The organism is Virgibacillus litoralis (genome assembly GCF_017873675.1).
Lineage (GTDB): Bacteria > Bacillota > Bacilli > Bacillales > Amphibacillaceae > Lentibacillus > Lentibacillus litoralis.
The window spans coordinates 54,008-76,742 of the sequence record NZ_JAGGKK010000008.1 but is presented as its reverse complement, the minus strand read 5'-3'; the positions used below and the strand labels follow the sequence as shown (position 1 = coordinate 76,742).

Sequence of the window (22,735 nt, the reverse complement as noted above, 5' to 3'; positions counted from 1 at the left end):
AGGGGGAAGTATAATGGAACATGTTAAACAAGCAGACAATGAACTATTTAACGCAATTCAAGCAGAAAAGACACGGCAGCAGGAGAAAATTGAGCTAATCGCATCTGAAAACTTTGTATCTGAAGCAGTTATGGAAGCAATGGGTTCCGTGCTAACCAATAAATATGCAGAAGGTTACCCTGGTAAACGCTACTATGGCGGCTGTGAGCATGTTGATGTCGTAGAAAATCTGGCGCGTGATCGTGCTAAAAAATTGTTTGATGCAGAGCATGCCAACGTACAGCCTCATTCTGGTGCACAAGCAAATATGGCAGTCTATTTTACCGCGTTGGAACCAGGTGATACTGTTTTAGGAATGAACCTTAACCATGGGGGACACCTAACACATGGTAGCCCGGTTAATTTCAGTGGTAAGCTTTATAACTTCGTTGACTATGGTGTCGATAAGGAAACAGAGCAGCTTGACTATGATGCTGTTTTAGAACACGCCAAAGAAGTACAGCCGAAGATGATTGTTGCCGGAGCTAGTGCATATTCACGTGAAATTGATTTTGGCAAATTCCGCGAAATTGCAGACGCTGTAGATGCGTATCTCATGGTTGATATGGCACATATTGCTGGTCTAGTCGCTTCCGGATTACATTCGAATCCTGTACCATATGCAGATTTTGTCACAACAACTACACATAAAACGTTGCGTGGTCCACGTGGCGGAATGATTCTTTGTAAAGAAGAATACGCGAAGAAAATCGACAAGTCCGTATTTCCAGGTATGCAGGGTGGACCGTTAATGCATGTCATTGCTGCAAAAGCAACATCATTTAATGAAGCATTATCAGTTGATTTTAAATCATACTCCAAGCAGATAATTGAAAACGCAAAAACAATGGGTGAAGCATTGACAAACGAAGGTGTTCGTGTTGTTTCTGGTGGAACAGATAATCATTTGTTGCTACTAGACGTTACTCCGCTGGAACTTACTGGTAAAGTAGCTGAAAAAGTATTGGATGAAATTGGTATTACAACGAATAAAAATACAATTCCATTTGATACGGAAAGTCCATTCGTAACAAGTGGTGTCCGCATCGGAACTGCTGCTGTCACAACACGCGGCTTTGCTGAAGCAGAAATGAAAGAAATTGCATCAATTATTTCATTTACATTAAAAAATCATGAAGATGAAGATAAATTAAGTGAAGCTGCAGAACGCGTTAAAGCGTTGACTGGCAAGTTTCCGCTATACGCATAACAAATCAGGATGTTCCTTTTTGAGGAGCATCTCTTTTTGGCATTTAAAAAAACTGCATAAATGCAACTAAGGCTTATCCATATTAGGGCTTTGCGATAAGCCAAATTTTCTAAGTCATATTTTAACGGTTCACTTGAAAGCTTGCCCTTTTTTCAGTACAATTTTAAAGATGCAACTATTAATAAGGAGTGATCGGCAAAATGGGAAATGTACTCGTACTGGATCATCCGTTAATTCAACATAAGTTAACGTACATAAGAGAAAAGACCACAGGAACAAAAGAATTTCGTGAGCTTGTTGACGAGGTTGCAATGTTAATGGCCTTTGAAATCACAAGAAATCTCCCACTGCAGGATAAAACAATTAATACACCAGTGATGGAAACACAAACGAAAGTATTAGCTGGTAAAAAGATTGGTCTTATACCAATTCTTCGTGCTGGTCTTGGAATGGTTGACGGCGTTTTGAAACTAATTCCAGCAGCAAAGGTTGGTCATGTTGGTTTATACCGCGATCCAGAAACACTGAAACCGGTAGAGTATTATATAAAACTGCCATCGGATATTGAAGAGCGCGAATTAATTGTAATTGATCCAATGCTTGCTACTGGTGGATCAGCAAATGATGCGATTCATTCCTTAAAAAAACGTGGCGCTAAGCAAATCCGTTTAATGTGTCTAATTGCTGCCCCTGAAGGCGTGGAAGTAATTAAAGAAGAGCATCCGGATGTTGATATTTACCTTGGAGCTCTTGATGAAAAATTAGACGATAAAGGTTATATAAGACCTGGACTTGGTGATGCTGGAGACCGTCTGTTTGGTACAAAATAAGTTTAAGGTGGAAGTTTAATGAGTAAACGGATCAAGGTCATGACTATATTTGGAACAAGACCGGAAGCGATAAAGATGGCACCACTTGTTCTTGAATTGAAGAAACGCTCAGATGAATTTGAGCCAATTGTTACTGTAACTGCACAGCATCGGGAAATGCTTGATCAAGTGCTGGATATATTTGAAATTACTCCTGATTTCGATTTAAATATTATGAAACAAAAACAGTCATTAGCACAAATCACAACACGAGCACTTGAAGGCTTGGACGAGGTAATGAAAGAAACCAAACCAGATATTGTGCTTGTTCATGGTGACACAACTACAACATTTGCTGCTTCCCTTGCTGGTTACTACAATCAGATTGCAGTTGGGCATGTTGAAGCAGGCTTACGCACGTGGGATAAATATTCACCATATCCAGAGGAAATGAATCGCCAGCTTACCGGTGTTATGGCTGATTTGCATTTTGCTCCAACAGATAAATCAATGCAAAACCTATTGGAGGAAAATAAACCATACGACCGTATTTTTGTAACAGGAAATACAGCAATAGATGCATTGAAAACGACGGTTGATGATGCGTATTCAAGTCCAATCATTGATGCACTTGGCGACAAGCGATTAGTACTTATGACAGCCCATCGACGTGAGAACCTTGGTAACAATATGGAGCAAATGTTCCGCGCCATTAAGCGACTCGTTGAAACACATGATGACGTTCAGGTTGTCTACCCAGTCCATTTGAATCCAGTTGTCCAGCAGACCGCAAACGATATCTTAGGTGATGACGGTCGCATTCAATTAATTGAACCGCTTGGTGTTGTTGACTTTCATAACTTTGCTGCCAGGTCCCATTTAATTATGACCGATTCAGGCGGGGTGCAGGAAGAAGCACCATCATTGGGTGTACCCGTCCTCGTTTTGCGTGATACAACTGAACGTCCTGAAGGCATAGATGCGGGAACATTAAAACTGGCAGGAACTGATGAAGATACAATTTTTGACCTAGCTGATGAATTGCTGAGTGATAACGAGGCTCATCTGAAAATGGCTAAAGCATCCAATCCATATGGTGATGGAGAGGCTTCAAGAAAAATAGCCGACGCGATAGTAGGATATTTTAATAGTTAGTTGATAAAAATCCAGCCTTGGCGCTGGGTTTTTTCGTTGTTTAGGAAACTATAAAAAATAAGAGTGCAGTGGATAACCGGACTCCAGAATCAGCCACGCCAGCTCCGACGTACAGGACGTACTAGTGCCGGTGACGCCACAGGGCGTGGCGTTCTCAAATGCTACTGGAAATGTCTAAGTGAATGAGCAACACACCACGTTTTTACTCTCTACTCGATTTATTTCCCATGTATGAATCTTCCTCTTTTGCCAAATGATAAATAGCACACATTATCGATCAAAAGGGGACCCATAAGCTATGCGTTTTTTCCTAACTATACTCTTAATTTCCATTACTATATTACCTGCATCTACCTACGCAATAGCTGATAATACCGCTTCCGTTATCATAGAAGTTGAAGGAGATCCATCAGAACATAAAAAATATCTTGAAGTGTATCATCCTTACATAGATGTTATTGCAACATACGAGACACTTTTCAACGGCCTAGCACTTCAGGCAACCCCTAAAAGACTGGAAAAAATGGAGTCGTTGGAATTTATTAAAGCCATTCATCCAGTTTCTACATATCAAACACAGTACGAGCCGATTAAAGAGAAAACGAACAACTCAGTTATACCTGCCTCTCTCAATGACACCACATATACTGGAGAAGGTGTACAGGTGGCAGTTGTTGATACAGGGATTGACTATGACCACCCGGATCTCGCTCCAAATTATGTTGCAGGATTTGATTTGGTAGATCTTGATGATGATCCGATGGAAACATTACAATCTCAAGGAATGCCGACGCTTCATGGGACACATGTTGCAGGAATAATTGCAGCTAATGGTGATCTCAAGGGAGTTGCACCTCAAGCTGACATATATGCATATCGTGCTCTTGGCCCTGGTGGTCGCGGAACATCCGTACAAGTGATTGCTGCATTGGAACAGGCTGTAGATGACGGGGCAGATATCATTAATCTCTCCCTGGGAAATTCGGTGAATGGTCCAGATTTTCCGACAAGTGTTGCTGTGAATCGTGCAGTAGAGCTTGGTGTTGCAGTCGTTATCGCTAATGGAAATAATGGACCGGGCGACTGGACTGTTGGGTCACCTGCCACGGCAGCAAATGCGCTTTCTGTTGGAGCGTCAGCTAATCCGCAGACTGTACCATATTTGTTTGAAACATTGGAAGATAAAAAAATTAAACTAACGCTAATGGCAGGGTCAATACCATGGGATTTCACGACAGACTATAAGGTAGCGCAACTAACCAGCAAAAACGTAAAAGGTAAAATAGCCTTTTCCAGCCGTGGGAAAACCCCTTTTCACAAAAAGGCTAAGATGGCACAGGATGCTGGTGCAATCGCGTTGCTTATTTCCAATAATGAGCCTGGTGTTTTTCAAGGGTCAGTCCAGAATGCAGAGGATCCGATCCAAATTCCGGTTGCAGCTATTTCGAAGCGTGATGGAGAATGGCTTAAACAATACACGAAGGGCAAGACAGTCTATATGGAATCAAATCACGAAAAGACCAAACTAGCCATCGCAGATTTTAGTTCTCGTGGTCCTGTTACGGTAAACTGGGACTTGAAGCCTGAAGTAAGTGCGCCAGGTACAAATATTTTAAGTACCGTTCCAGGAGGGCACCAGGAGCTGCAGGGTACAAGTATGGCGGCTCCACATGTGACAGGAGCAATGGCACTCCTTAAAGAAGCACATCCAGACTGGACAATTGAACAGCTTACTGGTGCACTAAAAACTACTGCGAGCAGGATTAACACAAATCAATCAACACCTATCAAGCCAAACATTCAAGGGATGGGCGAAATTCAGCCGCAAAATGCTATAAGTACACCAACTATAATCCATAATCCATTGCTGTCATTTGAAAAAATAACGGATTATAAAGAAACAAAGACCATCGAACTAACCATTGAAAATAACTCGAAACAGGTACAAAATTATGCATTTAACATACCTAAGAAGCAAAAAGGGCTTAGCTGGAAACTGCCACAAACGTTTACAATCCCAAACGGTGAGACAAGGAAGATCCCGGTTGAACTGAGTGTTAACAGTACATTATTAGAAAAAGGGTTGCATCAAGGCTGGCTTACGTTAAAGCAGGGAAAAGAGCTGTATCATTTACCATACTTGTTTGTGAATGGAACTGCTGACTACCCTAAAGCGATGGGATTTGATTTTTCCTTAAAGCCTTTCTCAGATGATCAATTTGTCTATCAACTATACTTAACTGACCCAGCAGAAAGTGTCGATGTCAAGTTGTACAATCCCGAAACACTGGTATTTGATCGGCAGTTTTTACAAACGGAAGAAGTGCAGGTAGGGATGAATGAAGGTTATTTAAAAGAATCTGAATTAGGTGAACCCGGAAAGTATCTGGCAGTTATTACTGTTCATTTGGAGAATGGTAAACTTGAAAGTTACCAAACCGTAATTTATATTCAATAATCATTCGACAAAATACTGTTCACAGAATCGTCATTAAATTTAGGGGTGATTTCGTTTATAATAGTAGCTAAGTTATTTACTTTATGGCTTGTCTGTATTCGGTGAAATAGTAGTAATATGCTGCCTATAAATTGGTAACCAGTCAAGTAGTTTTTCGTTGCCATTCTAATTGACAATGGGGTATGGCTAATGTACACTAATCAAGTGTGGAATGATAAGGGTTACACTATGCTGAAATAATTGTGTTTTTAAGTAAAATTGTTACATAAGTGTACCAAATTTGTTCCGCATAAGCAGTGATTTATCTCACTTATTTTTTTATTCTAGTAAGAATATTTTAGTGAGGTAAATTCGACAAGCTATTTTTAATAGAGCTTGACTACGAACAATCTATTTTACGCGAATTCACAGGAGAAGAGTCTAATCATGTCGAATTATCAAAATATGGCCACTCGACAACGTAAGTGGATGTTCTACCTTCTCGCAATATTGGTACTTGGAGCAGGGTTTACTCCTTATCAGAGTATCTTCCTCGGACTTCTTTTAGGAAGCATCGTAAGTTTTTATAATTTATGGCTTTTACAAAGAAAAACTAACGACTTTGCAGAGTCTGTAGAAAAGAATCAATCCGCAAGAGGGCTCGGTACTGTTTCGCGACTAGCAGCAGTAGCATTAGCCGTTATTATCGCACTTCGCTTTGAAGAACATTTTCATATTATTGCTGTTTTAATTGGATTAATGACATCCTATCTCGTCATTATAATAGATTTTGTTATGTTCAAATCTAAGGAGTAGTGCATGGAAGAGGGGTGAAGAAAGTGGATCATGAAGCACCATTAGCATTAGATGTATTTGGAATATCATGGCTTGATTTTAATTTATCCAACGTATTGATGATGGCAATTGCCTCCCTTATCGTGTTCGTTCTTTGTGTACTAGGTTCCAGAAAGCTTCAAATGAAGCCAACTGGCACACAGAACTTTATGGAATGGGTCATTGACTTTGTAAAAGGAATGATTAATGACACGATGGATTGGAAAACAGGTAAGGTTTTCTTGCCTTTGGGACTGACACTCATCACATACATTCTTGTAAGTAACTTAATGGGTGTTGTGACAATGGCAACATTCGGCCATGATTTATGGTGGAAGTCGCCAACATCCGATCCTGGTATCACGCTAACGCTATCAACAATGGTCATCGTGTTAACCCATTATTATGGAATAAAAGTACGAGGGGTAAAAGAATACGGAAAAGACTATGTACGTCCATTTCCTGTGTTCCTACCAATAAAGATTATTGAAGAGTTTGCTAACACACTAACGTTAGGTCTTCGTCTATTTGGTAACATTTATGCTGGGGAAGTACTGCTTGGCTTATTGGCAGCTACGACATCAGCAGGTATTTGGGGATTCCTTGGCGGAGCGATTCCGATGTTGGCATGGCAAGGGTTTAGCTTGTTTATAGGTTCAATCCAAGCATTTATTTTCACAATGCTAACAATGGTCTATATGTCACACAAAGTGTCAAGTGACCATTAAGCAGTATTAATTTTGTTAATTAACCAGTTTTAGCAGAAATTATCTGCTGGAACCGGAAATTATTAGTTACACTTATGCAGCAAGAAAGAAATTATACTTTCAAAACTGCGAAAAAAATTATACAACTATTTTGAGGAGGATTTATATTATGAGTGCTTTAGCAGCAGCAGTAGCAGTAGGTTTAGCGGCATTAGGTGCCGGTGTAGGTAACGGTTTGATCGTAAGTCGTACGGTTGAGGGAATTGCACGTCAGCCAGAACTTAAAAGTCAACTTCAAACAACAATGTTTATTGGTGTAGGTTTGGTTGAGGCAATGCCGATTATCGCGGTAGTAATCGCGCTAATGGTAATGTAATTTAATTATAAACGAACTTTAATGGCGGAGCGTGTCTGTTAGTAACCTTCGCCGTTGTATTCAAATCAGCAATATAAAGAACTATTTTAATGCCCAATAAGTAACGTGAAAGGAGTGAATTTTGTGCAAGCATTCACTGGGTTTACTACTATTTATGCATCACTTGGAGGTCTCCAGGTAGGCGACATGCTGACACAACTGTTCTTCTTTATCGTATTGCTTATACTACTGCGTAAATATGCATGGGGCCCATTAATGGGAGTAATGCAAAAGCGTGAAGAATATGTAGCAAATGAAATAGAAGAAGCAGAAAAAAGTCGTGCTGAAGCTGAGAAAGCATCACAAGAGGCCGCGGCTCAATTGAAACAAACAAAACAAGAAGCACAAAAAATCATTGAAGATGCAAAAAGTGCTGGTGTGAAGCAAGAGCAGGATATTGTGGAATCTGCACGCAACGAAGCAGACCGCATCAAGAAATCAGCACAAGAAGAAATTGAGAATGAAAAAGAGAAAGCACTTCAAGCACTTCAAGATAAGGTGGCTTCATTATCTGTTCTTATAGCAAGTAAAGTTATTGAGAAAGAAATCAGTGAACAAGATCAAGAGAAATTGATTAACGAATATATTAAAGAGGCAGGAGAAGAGTAATGAGTGAAGCAGTAGTTGCCAAACGTTATGCAGACGCTCTTTTTCAGCTCGGAAACGAACAAGGAAAAATAGAACAGTTAGTAGAAGAATTTCATGTTCTTAAAGAAGTATTTGAATCGAATAGTAAACTTTTAACATTCCTAAAGCATCCACGTGTTAATAATGCGGAAAAGAAACAATTTATCGATAAAGTGTTTCATGATTTCTCAAGTGATGTCGTTCATACCTTGAAAATTCTTGCAGAACGTCATCGTATTGAAATTGTACCAGACATTATTGGCCATTTTATCCACTCGGTAAACGATGCAAAAGGAATTGCAGAAGCTACAGTATATTCTGTTCGTGAACTAACAGATGCTGAAAAACAGGAGCTTGAGAATACATTTGCCAAACGATTTAACAAACAAAAAATCAAGCTTGATAATATTGTTGATCCAACTATCGTTGGCGGCATTAAGCTACGCATCGGTAACACTATATATGATGGAACAATTAGTGGAAAACTAAAGCGTATCGAACGGAGTATTGTAACTGCAAATTAAAGGAGATAGGGGTGAAATGGTATGAGCATCAAAGCTGAAGAAATCAGTAGTCTGATTAAACAGCAAATTGAGAGTTTTGACTCTGAAATTGAAGTTAGTGATGTCGGAACGGTTATTGAAGTCGGAGACGGTATCGCTCGTGCTCATGGTCTTGACGACGTCATGGCTGGTGAGCTTGTTGAATTTTCAAACGGTGTAATGGGCATGGCGCAAAACCTTGAAGAAAGTAATGTTGGTATCGTTATTTTAGGCCCATTTACAGAGATCAAAGAAGGCGATGAAGTACGCCGCACAGGCAGAATCATGCAAGTACCAGTTGGTGAGGAGCTGCTTGGACGCGTTGTTAATCCTCTAGGACAAACAATTGATGGAAAAGGGCCAGCTGAAACAACTAAATCACGTCCGATTGAATCTGCGGCACCTGGTGTTATGGATCGTAAATCAGTTGATGAACCATTACAAACAGGTATTAAAGCAATCGATGCACTTGTACCAATTGGTCGTGGGCAACGTGAGCTTATCATTGGGGACCGTCAAACAGGTAAAACAACTGTAGCGGTTGATACCATTATAAACCAAAAAGATCAGGATATGATCTGTATATATGTTGCAATCGGTCAAAAAGAGTCAACTGTTAGAGGTACAGTTGAAACATTCCGTCGCCATGGTGCATTGGATAACACAATTGTAGTAACTGCAGGTGCATCAGACCCTGCGCCATTACTATATTTGGCTCCATATACAGGTGTATCAATGGGTGAAGAATTTATGTATAACGGTAAGCATGTACTAGTTGTTTATGATGACTTGTCAAAACAAGCAGCAGCATACCGTGAACTTTCATTATTACTACGTCGCCCGCCAGGTCGTGAAGCATTCCCAGGGGATGTTTTCTACTTACATTCACGCCTTCTGGAACGTGCAGCGAAGTTAAATGATGACAAAGGCGGCGGTTCGTTAACTGCACTGCCATTTGTTGAAACACAAGCAGGCGATATTGGTGCATATATCCCAACAAACGTAATTTCCATTACCGACGGACAGATTTTCTTACAATCTGACTTGTTCTTCTCTGGTGTTCGACCGGCGATTAACGCAGGTTTATCTGTATCCCGTGTTGGTGGGTCAGCACAAATTAAAGCAATGAAAAAAGTAGCAGGTACGTTACGTCTTGACCTTGCATCATTCCGTGAGTTGGAAGCATTCGCACAGTTCGGCTCTGATCTTGATAAAGCTACAAAAGCAAAGCTTGATCGTGGTGCACGTACAGTTGAAGTACTTAAACAAGGCTTAAATAAGCCAATAGCTGTTGAAAAACAGGTAATGATTATTTACGCACTTACAAAAGGCTTCCTGGATGAGATTCCTGTAGAGGATATCACACGTTTTGAAAGTGAATTCCATCTATGGTTGGATGAAAATAGTAAAGAATTGCTCGCATCTATTCGTGACACTGGTAAATTACCAGAAGCAGAAAAGATGGATGATGCAGTTGCGTCATTTAAGAAGACATTCTTACCTAGTGAATAATTGTATAGTACGATAATTGCCCAGAATTAAAAAGGAGGTTCGACTAAAAACGTCACATCTTGTGGCAAAGTCGAACTAACCTGCATCCTTGAAAAAGGAAACCCCTTTTTCTCTGTGCGATGTAACTCAGGGAGTTTTATTATCCTGCAGGCCATAATGAAAGGGTGGTGAAAAAGCTTGGCATCACTTAGAGATATTAAAAATCGTATTAGCTCCACAACAAAGATGAAACAGATTACAAAGGCTATGGAGATGGTCTCCGCCTCCAAATTAAACAAAGCAGAACAGAATGTTAAATCATTTGTTCCATACAGTGAAAAAATGGAGGAAGTAGTCGGCAGCATTGCAAACGGGAACACGGACGCACAACATCCAATGTTGCAAAAGCGCGATGTTAAAAAGACTGGCTATATCGTGATTACTTCTGACCGCGGTTTGGCAGGTGCTTATAACAGCAGTGTGCTGCGTAATGTGTTTCGGACAATTAACGAACGTCATAATTCTTCAAATGAGTATACAGTAGTTGCAATTGGACGTATTGGATATGAGTTTTTCAAGAAACGTGATATGCCGATTGCCAAGAGTATAATCGGATTGGCTGACCAACCTGATTTTGCTGAAATTAAAGAACTTGCATCTGAAACAGTGCAAATGTTCACTGACGAAGAAATTGATGAATTAAACATCTATTATAACCATTATGTAAGTGCGATTTCTCAGGAAGTTACATCGAAAAAAATACTGCCGATTACTGACATTGAAGGTAAGGCTGGTATGAGTGGCAGTCAGTATGAATATGAACCGGATCAAGAGCAAATTCTCAAGGTTCTATTACCACAATATGCAGAGAGCTTAATTTACGGTGCATTGTTAGACGGTAAAGCGAGTGAACACGCAGCACGGAGAACTGCAATGAACAGTGCATCCGATAATGCGGAGGATATTATTGATGACTTGTCATTGTCATATAACCGTGCACGCCAGGCAGCTATCACACAAGAGATTACCGAGATAATTGGTGGAGTTGCAGCACTAGAATAGCTACTTGACCAGTTCGAAAGTAAGATAGGAGGGAAACTGATGAACAAAGGACATGTTACACAAATAATGGGACCAGTTGTTGACGTTAAATTTGGCGACAACCAGCTTCCAGAAATTTATAACGCATTAGTTGTCCGTTCTGAAGCAACAGATGAAGGTGGAGTAGATATCGACCTTACATTGGAAGTTGCACTTCATCAAGGCGATAACACTGTTCGTACCATTGCAATGGGATCGACTGATGGTGTTAAGCGCGGTATGCCAGTAGAAGACCAAGGCAGTGCTATAACAGCACCAGTTGGTGAAGTTACATTAGGACGGGTATTTAATGTTTTAGGTGAAAAAATAGATCTTGACGAACCATTAGCAGAAGACACTCGACGTGATCCAATTCACCGGGAAGCACCTGAATTTGAAAACTTAGCAACAGAAACTGAGATTTTAGAAACAGGTATTAAAGTTGTTGACTTACTAGCACCATATATTAAAGGTGGTAAAATCGGCTTGTTCGGTGGTGCCGGTGTAGGTAAAACCGTTCTAATTCAAGAGTTAATCAATAACATCGCTCAAGAGCACGGTGGTATTTCTGTATTCGCCGGTGTTGGTGAGCGTACACGTGAAGGTAATGACCTTTACTATGAAATGAAGGATTCAGGCGTTATTGCGAAAACTGCAATGGTATTTGGTCAGATGAACGAGCCACCTGGTGCACGCATGCGTGTTGCTTTAACAGGCTTGACAATGGCTGAATATTTCCGTGACGAAAAACAACAAGATGTGTTGTTATTCATCGATAACATCTATCGTTTTACCCAGGCAGGTTCAGAGGTATCAGCACTTCTAGGACGTATGCCATCTGCAGTTGGTTATCAGCCAACACTTGCAACAGAGATGGGACAGCTGCAAGAGCGTATTACATCAACTGACAAAGGTTCTGTTACATCAATTCAGGCGATTTATGTACCTGCCGATGACTACACAGACCCAGCACCAGCAACAACATTCGCTCACTTGGATGCAACAACCAACTTGGATCGTAAACTATCCGAGCAAGGTATTTATCCAGCAGTGGATCCATTAGCTTCAACTTCACGTGCATTAGACCCTGAAGTTGTAGGTAATGATCATTACGAGGTAGCTCGTGAAGTACAACAAACGATTCAGAAGTATAAAGAATTGCAGGATATCATTGCAATCCTTGGTATGGATGAATTATCAGACGAAGATAAACAAACTGTATCACGCGCACGCCGTATTCAGTTCTTCTTATCTCAAAACTTCCACGTAGCTGAACAGTTTACTGGCCAAAAAGGTTCTTATGTACCAGTTAGCGAAACAGTTAAAGGGTTCAGAGAAATCCTTGATGGAAAATATGACGATCTACCAGAGGATGCATTCCGCTTAGTTGGTCGCATCGAAGACGTAGTTGAAAAAGCAAAAGATATGGAATAGGAAATAGCACAGGCGACTTGCTCTGCTATGCAGGGCTGATCAGCGTTGCCGCGCACAGCGGCGGTTTAGCTGATTACCGTTAAGCCTCTAGGCAAACGAAATATGCCCCTGGTAGGATATGCCGACGTTGGACGTATTTCCTGCCTTTAGTTGGCTCTCCGTTTGACTTAATGTATAGAGGCATGGAAGTCTCGCTAGTCGCTAGGAACCTTAGCTAGATAATAACGAAGACAAAATAGTTGATGGGAAGCATAAATTCGCATCCAGCTATTTACCTGTCTGAGGAGGGGTTACATTGAAAACACTAACTGTGAGTGTTGTTACTCCTGATGGTCCAGTATTGGAAGATAGTTTCGATATGGTTAGCTGTAAAGCAGAAAATGGGGAGCTTGGTATTTTACCAGGACATATCCCAATGGTTGCTCCTTTAACAATTAGCGGTGTACGTTTGAAACGCGAAAATGATACGGAGCGATTAGCTGTGAATGGCGGGTTTTTGGAGGTAAGGCCAGATAAGGTAACAATTCTTGCTCAATCTGCAGAAAAACCTTCTGAAATTAATGTTGATCGTGCGCAAGAAGCAAAAACACGAGCAGAGAAACGCCTCCAGTCTAAACAAGATGATATCGACTTCCAACGGGCAGAATTAGCACTCAAACGAGCAACGAATCGACTGGAAATCAGTCGTTAATAAATGCAGAAAAGTCTCTTGTAACAGATTGTTATAAGAGATTTTTTTGTGATTGAAGAAAAGTAGTAAGTATTCTTTAACATTATCAACTTAATGTGGTGAGTATTGACGGAAGAAGCAGGGTTATAGACAGAAGGGCATGTATATCAATAGATGAAGTCGGTGTATCGACAGAAGAGTTGTTAATATCGACAGAAGAAGTCGGTGTATCGGCAGAAGAGTTGTTAATATCGACAGAAGAAGTCGGTGTATCGGCAGAAGAGTTGTTAATATCAACAGAAGAAGCCGGGATATCGACAGAAGAGTGTCAATATCAGAAGAAGAAGCCGGGAAATCGACAGAAGAGCGTCAACATCAACAGAAGAAGCAGGAACATCAACAGAAGAACGCCAATATCGGCAGAAGAGTGTCAATATCAACAGAAGAAGCCGGAGCATCGACAGAAGAATGTCAACATCAACAGAAGAAGCAGGAACATCGACAGAAGAGTGTCAATATCAACAGAAGAAGCCGGAATATCGACAGAACAGCGACAACATCAACAGAAGAACGCCAATATCAACAGAAAAAGCAGAACATCAACAGAAGGGCATCAAACATCAACAGAACAGCCACACTAAGCAGGAATCTCTCCTAACCATTTCATTTCCTATAATAATACGTCGATATTTCCCGGGAAATGAAATAAATAGTCGCATTCTGACACACTTCCCTCGACAACCAAATAATTGACAACAAGCATTATACATGGCAAAGTTACAGTAGTGAAATAACAATCGATTAGTAAAATCATTAAAAGCAAGGTGTGAAAATATGTCTTCAATTGGACTAACAGCATTAATAAGTATGATATCGCATTTAATCTTCATATATATTACTTGGAGAGTCGTTACGACGGTTAATTTCGATTCATTAATAAGGAAGGGTCGTGAAACGGAAGCGAGAATTTTAATTATGTTCATTACAATAGTTATTGGGACTGGAGTAAGCAGGTTCTTCTTGGAATTCCTTCAATGGTCTCAAGATCTAATGTTTCTTTTCTAAAACAGCATTAATTAAAAACAAATTAATAAATCTATCATACTGAAAATCTTGTCGATAATTTACTAGATTTTCAAGGTATCTAAAGTAATCTCCCTGTTCATACTATTTATATAGTTTTGCAAGGGGGATTTTTTAATGAAGAAGATTGTACTTATGGTAATTATATTATTATTAACAACGGGTGCTGCAGTTAGCAAAAAGCAGCAGGACGAAATGACAGCATTGGCTTCAACGTTGGTGGGAAGCGATATGGAAGTTGAAGATTGGGAAGTAATCATTAAAGAGCAAGTGAGCAAGGATAAGGTAAAGCTGTTAATTGAAAAGCTTAAAACCAAAAATAGTCAATTGGTCACTAGCGAAGATGATGAAAACAGTATAAAATATTCTTTTGGGAACATCTATAAAAATAATCAGTTTTCCGAAACGTATAATGTTGTCATTCCTAAAAACACTAAGCATCAAGCTCAATTTACTGTGGTAATTAAAGGAAGTTCATGGAATAAATCTATCGAAAAAGAGTATTTAAAACAAGTTAAATCGATAAAAAATGATTTTTTTACTGATAATTCTACAAAATTTGCTTGTCTTACAACAACATTAAGTGGTAAACTTGGAAGTGTTTATTTTATTAAAAGAATGAAGAAATCGTTGAACTTACAGAATATAGACGAACAGTCAGATACAGTAGAAAATTCAATGTTAAATAAAGTTGTGTACGGGTATACACCATTATGGGACCAGAAAATCACTATAATGGATAAGCCTATGAACTTACAACTAGCGTTTAAAGATATTGAAAATGGGAAAACAAAACTAACGATAGGAACACCTATCCTGATTACTGAATATTAATATAGTGAAAATGGAACATAAGGAGATTTGGAATATGGAAAAAATCATAGTACGAGGCGGGAATCAACTGAATGGCACTGTTAAAGTGGAAGGTGCCAAAAATGCAGTGTTACCTGTAATCACTGCAAGTATTCTTGCAAGCGAAGGTGAAAGTATTATCACCGACGTTCCTAACTTAGCTGATGTGTATACAATTAATGAAGTTTTACGAAATATGAATGCAAACGTACATTTTGAAAATAATACAATTAACGTAGATGCAACAAAACCCTTGAAAACAGAAGCTCCTTTTGAATATGTACGTAAAATGCGTGCATCCGTGCTTGTTCTTGGGCCACTACTGGCTCGTTATGGCCATGCGAAGGTTGCAATGCCTGGTGGCTGCGCGATTGGATCAAGGCCAATAGATTTACATTTAAAAGGCTTTGAAGCTATGGGTGCAAAGGTACACGTTGGTAACGGATTTGTGGAAGTGGAAGCAGAAGGACGTCTGCACGGTGCAAAAATCTATTTGGATATGCCGAGTGTTGGTGCAACAGAAAATATTGTCATGGCTGCAGCACTGGCTGAGGGCAAAACTATAATAGAAAATTGCGCAAAAGAACCTGAGATTGTTGATTTAGCTAATTTCCTTAACAAAATGGGCGCTAGAGTAATAGGCGCTGGAACAGAAACGATCCGTATTGAAGGTGTTGAAAAACTTCATGGAACGGAGCATGGGATTATTCCTGACCGTGTAGAAGCTGGGACATTTATGGTCGCAGCAGCTATAACTGGTGGAAATGTATTTATCGAAAATGCTGAAACTGAGCATTTGCGTTCTGTTATTTCCAAACTGCAAGAAATGGATGTAACCGTTCTGGAAGAGGATAATGGTATTCGGGTTATTGGACCTGATAAATTAAAGTCTACTGACATTAAGACATTACCACATCCAGGTTTTCCGACTGATATGCAGTCGCAGATGATGTCATTAATGCTTAGTGCATATGGTACTAGTGTTATAACTGAAACAGTATTTGAGAACCGTTTTATGCATGTGGAGGAATTTCGCCGCATGAATGCTAAAATGAAAATAGAGGGCCGCAGTGTAATTATTGAGGGGCCATCTGATCTGCAAGGTGCTGAAGTTGCTGCATCTGATTTACGTGCGGCTGCAGCACTAATTTTGGCTGGACTACGTGCAGAAGGATTCACACGTGTAACTGAATTAAAGCATCTTGATCGTGGCTATGTTGATTTCGCTGGAAAATTAGCTGCATTAGGTGCAGATATTGAACGTGTAGATGAAAACGGTGATGTTGTTAATCCCTTTGTACAAGTAGATAAACAAAATGAATCAATTATTGCTGAGCTTTCCTAGGTAAGTAAAATGAATTAATAGAATATGAGATTACAGGCAGATGTTGGGTTTTCCGGCATCTGCTTTTTCTTTTGCACAAAAATAGGCATTTTTCCTTAGGGCATAATTGCAGTTATGGCGCCCATTATTAGGGTCTGGCTAGTGCAGAGTATTCGAAGTAAAAAAATTACAGACATTAATTTCCTTCAAATTCATCATTGTATTTTAGCTTTACTATGGTAAAATTGAAAGAAAATTACGAACTCAAAAAGGAGTATACATCATGAAATTATACATTTCTGTGGACATGGAGGGAATAACAGGACTTCCTGATTATACATATGTGGACTACAAAGAACATAACTATGAGCGCGGACGTAAAATTATGACAGATGAAACAAATTATGTCATCGATACTGCGTATAAGTATGGCTGTGATGAAATCTTAATTAATGATAGTCACTCAAAAATGAATAATATTTTAATAGAACAACTGCATCCTGATGCGTCATTAATTACGGGAGAAGTAAAACCTTATTCTATGATGCAAGGATTAGATGATAGCTATGCAGGAGCAATGTTTGTCGGATACCATGCTAGGGCAGGTCAATATGGTGTAATGTCACATGCTATGATTCACGCAGTACGGAATTTCTATATTAACGATATGCCAGTTGGAGAGCTTGGATTAAACGCCTATCTTGCAGGGCATTACGGTGTTCCAATTTTAATGGTTGCTGGAGATGATCAAGCTGCCAAAGAAGCGGAGGAACTAATTCCAAACATTACAACCGCCGCAGTAAAAGAGACTATCTCACGGTCGTCGGTCAAAAGCCTAACACCTAAAAAGGCAGGGGAACTACTTACCGATAAAGTAAAGCAAGCATTGGATAACCGGCACAATGTTATGCCGTTAACCCTACCTGGAAATCCTACCTTAGAAATTGAGTTTAATAACCACGGTCAGGCTGAATGGGCAAATCTTATGCCTGGAACAGAAATAGCGCCAGGCACTACAATCGTTAAGTATCAAGCAAAAGATATTCTAGAAGCGTATCAAGCTATGCTGGTAATGACAGAGCTCGCTATGCGTACAACTTTTTCATAGGAGTGTAAACAGATGCTACGATATATTTTAAAGCGATTTGCCATAATGGCAGTAACGTTATGGATTATTGTTACGCTTACTTTTGTTCTAATGATAACCATACCCGGCTCACCGTTAAACGAAGAACGGGGTACGAATGAAGTTGTCCAGGCAAACCTTGAGGCCCACTATAATCTGGATGAACCATATTACATACAATATTTGCTTTATTTAAAATCAATCGTTACCTTGGATTTCGGACCATCAATTAAGCAGCCAACTGAAACGGTAAATGACCTCCTTAGCCGAGGCTTTCCTGTATCATTTGAGCTTGGTATGGTGACGATATTGGTTGCTGTTATATCTGGAATACTATTAGGGATTCTGGCAGCATTGCGACATAATGGAATTATTGACTATCTGGCGATGAGTATAGCTGTTCTTGGTATCTCAATTCCCAACTTTGTGCTGGCAACAATATTCATTCAATCATTTGCAGTATATTTAGGGATATTGCCAGCTGCAACGTGGGCAAGCCCTCGTCACATGATATTGCCTGTCGTTGCATTAGCCACAGGACCTATGGCAATTATTGCCCGTCTGACACGTTCAACGATGATTGAGGTTCTGACACAGGACTATATTAAAATGGCCCGTGCAAAAGGGTTGTCACCATGGAAAATCGTTGTAAAGCATGCCTTAAAAAATTCACTTATGCCAGTTGTGACGATTATGGGGACCTTACTAGCAGGTATTCTGACAGGAACGTTCGTTATTGAAAAAATCTATGCAATCCCCGGTATGGGAAAATATTTTATCGAGAGTATTAATCAACGGGACTACCCGGTAATTATGGGGACAACTGTTTTCTATAGTGCATTCCTTATCTTTACACTATTTTTAGTAGATATTGCTTATGGAATACTAGACCCTAGAATCAAAATGCACAAAAAGGGAGGAGAATAATATGAAACTAGCAGATGAATCAAAAACCTATTCTCCTGCCGACGTACCAGATGACTGGTTTAAGTGGAAGGAAAAAGACCACGGGGCATCAGAAACTGTTTCCAGGCCATCGCTTTCCTATTGGCAGGATGCCTGGAAACGACTTCGGAAAAATAAAATAGCGATGGCAGGGCTTATTTTTCTTGTTTTACTAGGAATCATGGCAGTAATCGGTCCAATGCTCTCACCTTTCTCGGTACGCGAACAGAACTTGCCGAACCAATTTCAGCCACCAAATGGCACGCATTGGTTCGGTACCGACTCGCTTGGACGGGATGTATTTACACGTACATGGTATGGTGCACGAATCTCGCTATTTGTCGGCTTGATGGCGGCACTTATTGACTTCTTTGTCGGGGTAATCTATGGCGGTGTATCTGGCTATAAAGGCGGACGTACAGATAACATCATGATGCGTATTATCGAAGTATTATATGGACTTCCATACTTATTAGTAGTTATTTTGCTGTTAGTAGTTTTAGGACCAAGTCTAACAACGATTATCCTTGCACTGACGATAACTGGATGGGTTGGAATGGCCAGGATTGTTCGGGGGCAGGTTCTGCAAATTAAAAACTATGAATTTGTGCTCGCATCGAAATCATTTGGGACAAAGACAAAACGAATCATTCGGAAAAATTTGCTGCCAAATACGATGGGACCGATTATTGTTCAAATGACATTAACTGTGCCAACCGCAATTTTCGCAGAAGCTTTCTTAAGTTTCCTGGGATTAGGTATTCAAACACCATTCGCAAGCTGGGGTGTTATGGCAAATGATTCATTAGGAGCAATATTGTCCGGTAACTGGTGGACATTATTTTTCCCGGCATTCTTTATTTCATTTACAATGTTTGCATTTAACGTATTAGGCGATGGGCTTCAGGATGCACTTGATCCGAAGCTGAGGAAGTAGGTGACACAGATGGAAAAAATACTCGAAGTAAACAATCTTCACGTTACGTTCTCCACTTATGGAGGAACTGTCAAAGCTGTCCGGGGGGTGAATTTCCATTTAAATAAAGGAGAAACATTAGCTATCGTTGGAGAGTCAGGCTGTGGAAAAAGTGTTACGTCAAATGCAATCATGCGCCTGATACCAGATCCACCAGGGAAAATTTCAAACGGAACTATTACATTTAATGGAACAGATTTAGCAAGTCTTCCGGAAAAAGAAATGCGATCCATTCGTGGCTTTGATATATCTATGATTTTTCAGGATCCCATGACAGCATTAAACCCAACATTAACAATTGGCACACAGCTTGTTGAGGGGTTACGGCAACATTATAATACGTCAAGTACTGATGCAAAGGCAAAAGCAACTGAAATGATGGATTTAGTAGGAATTCCAAATCCTGATGAACGACTAAAGCAATATCCCCACCAATTTAGCGGTGGCATGCGACAGCGAATCGTAATTGCAATGGCACTTATTTGTGAACCAGAACTGCTTATAGCAGACGAGCCTACAACAGCACTCGACGTAACGATTCAGGCGCAAATCCTGGAACTCTTTGATAGAATTCAGAAAAAAACGGGTGTCTCCATTATTCTGATTACCCATGACCTTGGGGTAGTTGCCAAAATTGCTGACCGTATTGCCGTTATGTATGCTGGAAAAATAATTGAAGTTGGCAGCAGGAGAGAAATTTTTTACAACCCAGAACATCCATATACAAAAGGGCTGCTTAAATCAGTCCCACGCCTAGATTTACAAGGCGAAAAATTAATTCCGATTGACGGAACACCACCAGATTTATTCTCACCTCCCGCAGGATGTCCATTTACAGCGAGATGTCCATTTGCAATGGAGGTGTGTGATAAAGTTTACCCGAATCAGACTGAACTCAGCGACTCACACAAAGTGGACTGCTGGCTGCAGGATGAACGGGCTAAACAGCTTTTAGCAAGTACAGCAACAAAATAAAAACAAAAGGGGAGTTACAACTTATGAAGAAATGGTTTTTATTATTTATTTCTGTATTAACGATTATCGCATTAGCTGCGTGTACAACAAGCTCGGGTGGCGATGATTCAGGCAATGAAGGTAATGAGGGAGAGAGCAACAGTGAAGGGGCAGAAAGTGAAGAAAAAGTATTGTACATGAACAATGGGGAAGAACCTACATCATTAAATCCACCAGTTGGTTTTGACTCAGTTTCATGGAATGTCTTGAACAACCTGATGGAAGGTTTAACACGTTTAGGGAAAGACGATAACCCACAACCAGCAATGGCTGAGGATTGGGAAAAATCGAATGGTGATAAAACGTACACATTCCATCTTCGTGAGGATGCAAACTGGTCAAATGGGGACCCTGTAACAGCAGAAGATTTTGTTTATGCATGGAAGCAACTGTTAAATCCTGAAACTGGTTCACCTGCTGCATTCCTAGGCTACTTTATCGAAGGTGGCGAAGCATATAACAGTGGTGAAGGATCTGCTGATGATGTCATGGTAAAAGCAGTAGATGAAAAAACATTTGAAGTAACTCTAACCGCACCAACAGGATTCTTTTTACAAGTTATTTCGAATCCAGCATTCTTCCCGGTAAATGCTGAAGTGGCAAAAGAAAGCCCAGAATGGTTTTCAGAAGCAGAAACATTTGTAGCTAACGGACCATTCAAACTGGAATCATGGTCACACGATAGTGAAATGGTTATGGTAAAGAACGATCAGTATTGGGATAAAGATACAGTGAAATTGGATAAAGTACATTGGGCAATGGTTAATGATACAAATACCGAGTACCAAATGTTTGAAAGCAATGAGCTTGATATGACAAATATTCCACCAGACATGGCTGAAGAGCTGTTGGATGGCGATAATGTGGTTATCGAGGAACAAGCTGGACTTTATTTCTACCGCTTTAATGTGACAGAAGAACCGTTCCAGAATGCTAAGATCCGTAAAGCATTTGCATTAGCGGTTAATCAGAAAGATATTGTTGACTATGTAACAAAAAATAAAGAAAAAGCGGCAACAGGCTTTGTATCACCTGGGTTTACAGGACCGAGTGGCGAAGAATTCCGTGAAGCCAATGGTGATCTTGTGAATTTTGACCCTGAACAAGCTAAGAAATTACTAGAAGAAGGTATGGCCGAAGAAGGTTATGACGAGTTACCACCTGTAACATTAACGTATAACACAAGTGAGTCACACAAAGCGATCGCTGCAACACTACAGGATATGTTTACTGAAAACCTTGGTGTTGATGTAACACTTGAGAACACTGAGTGGAACGTATTCCTTGAAGATCAAAAAGGATTGAAACACCAGCTGTCACGTAGCTCATTCATATTTGACTATGGCGACCCGGTAAACTTCCTGGAAAGCTTTGTTACCGATTCAACTATGAACCGTACTGGCTGGTCAAACGAAAAATATGACGAGTTGATTTCACAGGCTAAAACAGAAACAGATGAAGAAAAGCGTTGGGGATTAATGTATGAAGCGGAGAGCTTACTAGCTGAAGAAATGCCTATTTTCCCAATTCATTATTATAACCAAGTGTTTATCTATAAAGATGACGTGACTGGAGTTGTGCGCCATCCAGTAGGTTATTTAGAACTTAAATGGGCAGATAAGAAATAGATTGCATCTTATTTCATGAAACTCGAGCGACGAAGCTCCTAACTCGAGCGAGAAGCAGCTAAAGTCGAGCGAGGAGCACCCAAACTCGAGCGAGGAGCAGCAAAAGTCGAGCGACAGCACCCAAACTCGAGCGAGGAGCACCCAAACTCGAGCGAGAAGCACCCAAACTCGAGCGAGGAGCAGCAAAAGTCGAGCGAGAAGCAGCAAAAGTCGAGCGAGAAGCAGCAAAAGTCGAGCGAGGAGCACCCAAACTCGAGCGAGGAGCAGCAAAAGTCGAGCGACAGCAGCAAAACTCGAGCGAGAAGCACCCAAACTCGAGCGACAATCTATTAAGTGT

22 protein-coding genes are annotated in these 22,735 nt (G+C 40.2%); all 22 read left to right on the top strand.

Features of this window, described 5'->3' with window-relative positions:
* Positions 1-13: 13 nt before the first annotated feature.
* The 22 genes from J2Z82_RS08705 (at position 14) to J2Z82_RS08600 (ending at position 22,398) form a co-directional block, all read left to right on the top strand.
* Positions 14-1,249, top strand: coding sequence for a serine hydroxymethyltransferase (locus J2Z82_RS08705; RefSeq protein WP_209480414.1), 1,236 nt, complete (start codon positions 14-16; stop codon positions 1,247-1,249).
* Between the two features lie 200 nt (positions 1,250-1,449).
* On the top strand, positions 1,450-2,079 hold the full coding sequence (upp, locus tag J2Z82_RS08700) for a uracil phosphoribosyltransferase (protein WP_209480413.1): 630 nt from the start codon (positions 1,450-1,452) through the stop codon (positions 2,077-2,079).
* A gap of 18 nt (positions 2,080-2,097) precedes the next feature.
* On the top strand, positions 2,098-3,213 hold the full coding sequence (wecB, locus tag J2Z82_RS08695; protein ID WP_209480412.1) for a non-hydrolyzing UDP-N-acetylglucosamine 2-epimerase: 1,116 nt from the start codon (positions 2,098-2,100) through the stop codon (positions 3,211-3,213).
* 298 nt (positions 3,214-3,511) lie between these two features.
* Positions 3,512-5,671 (top strand): S8 family serine peptidase, encoded by a 2,160-nt coding sequence (locus tag J2Z82_RS08690; RefSeq protein WP_209480411.1) that lies wholly within the window; start codon positions 3,512-3,514, stop codon positions 5,669-5,671.
* A gap of 426 nt (positions 5,672-6,097) precedes the next feature.
* A complete protein-coding gene (locus J2Z82_RS08685) occupies positions 6,098-6,466 on the top strand; it encodes an ATP synthase subunit I (RefSeq protein ID WP_209480410.1) in 369 nt (122 codons plus the stop codon).
* Positions 6,467-6,489: 23 nt separating this feature from the next.
* Positions 6,490-7,212, top strand: coding sequence for a F0F1 ATP synthase subunit A (gene atpB / locus J2Z82_RS08680; RefSeq protein ID WP_209480409.1), 723 nt, complete (start codon positions 6,490-6,492; stop codon positions 7,210-7,212).
* 148 nt (positions 7,213-7,360) lie between these two features.
* Entirely contained in the window at positions 7,361-7,567 is a 207-nt protein-coding gene (gene atpE / locus J2Z82_RS08675; protein WP_092491454.1) for a F0F1 ATP synthase subunit C, read from the top strand.
* 123 nt (positions 7,568-7,690) lie between these two features.
* The gene (gene atpF, locus J2Z82_RS08670; protein ID WP_209480408.1) at positions 7,691-8,215 is read left to right on the top strand and encodes a F0F1 ATP synthase subunit B; all 525 of its coding nucleotides are present in this window, start codon (positions 7,691-7,693) and stop codon (positions 8,213-8,215) included.
* Positions 8,215-8,757: a F0F1 ATP synthase subunit delta gene (locus J2Z82_RS08665; RefSeq protein ID WP_209480407.1), complete on the top strand. Its 543-nt coding sequence runs from the start codon at positions 8,215-8,217 to the stop codon at positions 8,755-8,757. Before atpF ends, J2Z82_RS08665 begins: the two co-directional genes overlap by 1 nt.
* Positions 8,758-8,778: 21 nt before the next feature.
* Positions 8,779-10,287, top strand: a complete 1,509-nt coding sequence (gene atpA, locus J2Z82_RS08660; RefSeq protein WP_209480406.1) for a F0F1 ATP synthase subunit alpha — start codon at positions 8,779-8,781, stop codon at positions 10,285-10,287.
* A 177-nt stretch (positions 10,288-10,464) separates the two neighbouring features.
* Positions 10,465-11,328 (top strand): ATP synthase F1 subunit gamma, encoded by an 864-nt coding sequence (gene atpG, locus J2Z82_RS08655; protein ID WP_209480405.1) that lies wholly within the window; start codon positions 10,465-10,467, stop codon positions 11,326-11,328.
* 39 nt (positions 11,329-11,367) lie between these two features.
* Complete coding sequence (atpD, locus tag J2Z82_RS08650; protein ID WP_092502278.1) at positions 11,368-12,780, top strand: F0F1 ATP synthase subunit beta; 1,413 nt, start codon at positions 11,368-11,370, stop codon at positions 12,778-12,780.
* Positions 12,781-13,075: 295 nt separating this feature from the next.
* Positions 13,076-13,471 (top strand): F0F1 ATP synthase subunit epsilon, encoded by a 396-nt coding sequence (locus J2Z82_RS08645; protein WP_209480404.1) that lies wholly within the window; start codon positions 13,076-13,078, stop codon positions 13,469-13,471.
* 98 nt (positions 13,472-13,569) lie between these two features.
* Complete coding sequence (locus J2Z82_RS08640) at positions 13,570-14,091, top strand: hypothetical protein (protein ID WP_209480403.1); 522 nt, start codon at positions 13,570-13,572, stop codon at positions 14,089-14,091.
* A gap of 193 nt (positions 14,092-14,284) precedes the next feature.
* Positions 14,285-14,515 carry a DUF1146 family protein gene (locus tag J2Z82_RS08635; RefSeq protein ID WP_209480402.1) on the top strand — a complete coding sequence of 77 codons (231 nt, stop codon included), beginning with the start codon at positions 14,285-14,287 and terminating at the stop codon, positions 14,513-14,515.
* A 135-nt stretch (positions 14,516-14,650) separates the two neighbouring features.
* Complete coding sequence (locus J2Z82_RS08630) at positions 14,651-15,367, top strand: YwmB family TATA-box binding protein (protein ID WP_209480401.1); 717 nt, start codon at positions 14,651-14,653, stop codon at positions 15,365-15,367.
* 34 nt (positions 15,368-15,401) lie between these two features.
* Entirely contained in the window at positions 15,402-16,730 is a 1,329-nt protein-coding gene (gene murA, locus J2Z82_RS08625; RefSeq protein WP_209480400.1) for a UDP-N-acetylglucosamine 1-carboxyvinyltransferase, read from the top strand.
* Positions 16,731-16,992: 262 nt separating this feature from the next.
* Positions 16,993-17,817 carry a M55 family metallopeptidase gene (locus J2Z82_RS08620; RefSeq protein WP_209480399.1) on the top strand — a complete coding sequence of 275 codons (825 nt, stop codon included), beginning with the start codon at positions 16,993-16,995 and terminating at the stop codon, positions 17,815-17,817.
* 12 nt (positions 17,818-17,829) lie between these two features.
* Positions 17,830-18,762 carry an ABC transporter permease gene (locus J2Z82_RS08615; RefSeq protein ID WP_092491465.1) on the top strand — a complete coding sequence of 311 codons (933 nt, stop codon included), beginning with the start codon at positions 17,830-17,832 and terminating at the stop codon, positions 18,760-18,762.
* A gap of 1 nt (position 18,763) precedes the next feature.
* Positions 18,764-19,717 (top strand): ABC transporter permease, encoded by a 954-nt coding sequence (locus J2Z82_RS08610; protein WP_209480398.1) that lies wholly within the window; start codon positions 18,764-18,766, stop codon positions 19,715-19,717.
* Between the two features lie 9 nt (positions 19,718-19,726).
* On the top strand, positions 19,727-20,731 hold the full coding sequence (locus tag J2Z82_RS08605; RefSeq protein WP_209480397.1) for an ABC transporter ATP-binding protein: 1,005 nt from the start codon (positions 19,727-19,729) through the stop codon (positions 20,729-20,731).
* A gap of 23 nt (positions 20,732-20,754) precedes the next feature.
* Entirely contained in the window at positions 20,755-22,398 is a 1,644-nt protein-coding gene (locus J2Z82_RS08600; RefSeq protein ID WP_209480396.1) for a peptide ABC transporter substrate-binding protein, read from the top strand.
* The last annotated feature ends 337 nt before the right edge of the window (positions 22,399-22,735 follow it).

Bases quoted from the DNA above. Each gene is read 5' to 3' on its own strand.
- J2Z82_RS08705 (WP_209480414.1), top strand. From the start codon at position 14: ATGGAACATGTTAAACAAGCAGACAATGAACTATTTAACGCAATTCAA.
- upp (WP_209480413.1), top strand. From the start codon at position 1,450: ATGGGAAATGTACTCGTACTGGATCATCCGTTAATTCAACATAAGTTA.
- wecB (WP_209480412.1), top strand. From the start codon at position 2,098: ATGAGTAAACGGATCAAGGTCATGACTATATTTGGAACAAGACCGGAA.
- J2Z82_RS08690 (WP_209480411.1), top strand. From the start codon at position 3,512: ATGCGTTTTTTCCTAACTATACTCTTAATTTCCATTACTATATTACCT.
- J2Z82_RS08685 (WP_209480410.1), top strand. From the start codon at position 6,098: ATGTCGAATTATCAAAATATGGCCACTCGACAACGTAAGTGGATGTTC.
- atpE (WP_092491454.1), top strand. From the start codon at position 7,361: ATGAGTGCTTTAGCAGCAGCAGTAGCAGTAGGTTTAGCGGCATTAGGT.
- J2Z82_RS08665 (WP_209480407.1), top strand. From the start codon at position 8,215: ATGAGTGAAGCAGTAGTTGCCAAACGTTATGCAGACGCTCTTTTTCAG.
- atpA (WP_209480406.1), top strand. From the start codon at position 8,779: ATGAGCATCAAAGCTGAAGAAATCAGTAGTCTGATTAAACAGCAAATT.
- atpD (WP_092502278.1), top strand. From the start codon at position 11,368: ATGAACAAAGGACATGTTACACAAATAATGGGACCAGTTGTTGACGTT.
- J2Z82_RS08635 (WP_209480402.1), top strand. From the start codon at position 14,285: ATGTCTTCAATTGGACTAACAGCATTAATAAGTATGATATCGCATTTA.
- J2Z82_RS08630 (WP_209480401.1), top strand. From the start codon at position 14,651: ATGAAGAAGATTGTACTTATGGTAATTATATTATTATTAACAACGGGT.
- murA (WP_209480400.1), top strand. From the start codon at position 15,402: ATGGAAAAAATCATAGTACGAGGCGGGAATCAACTGAATGGCACTGTT.
- J2Z82_RS08620 (WP_209480399.1), top strand. From the start codon at position 16,993: ATGAAATTATACATTTCTGTGGACATGGAGGGAATAACAGGACTTCCT.
- J2Z82_RS08615 (WP_092491465.1), top strand. From the start codon at position 17,830: ATGCTACGATATATTTTAAAGCGATTTGCCATAATGGCAGTAACGTTA.
- J2Z82_RS08610 (WP_209480398.1), top strand. From the start codon at position 18,764: ATGAAACTAGCAGATGAATCAAAAACCTATTCTCCTGCCGACGTACCA.
- J2Z82_RS08605 (WP_209480397.1), top strand. From the start codon at position 19,727: ATGGAAAAAATACTCGAAGTAAACAATCTTCACGTTACGTTCTCCACT.
- J2Z82_RS08600 (WP_209480396.1), top strand. From the start codon at position 20,755: ATGAAGAAATGGTTTTTATTATTTATTTCTGTATTAACGATTATCGCA.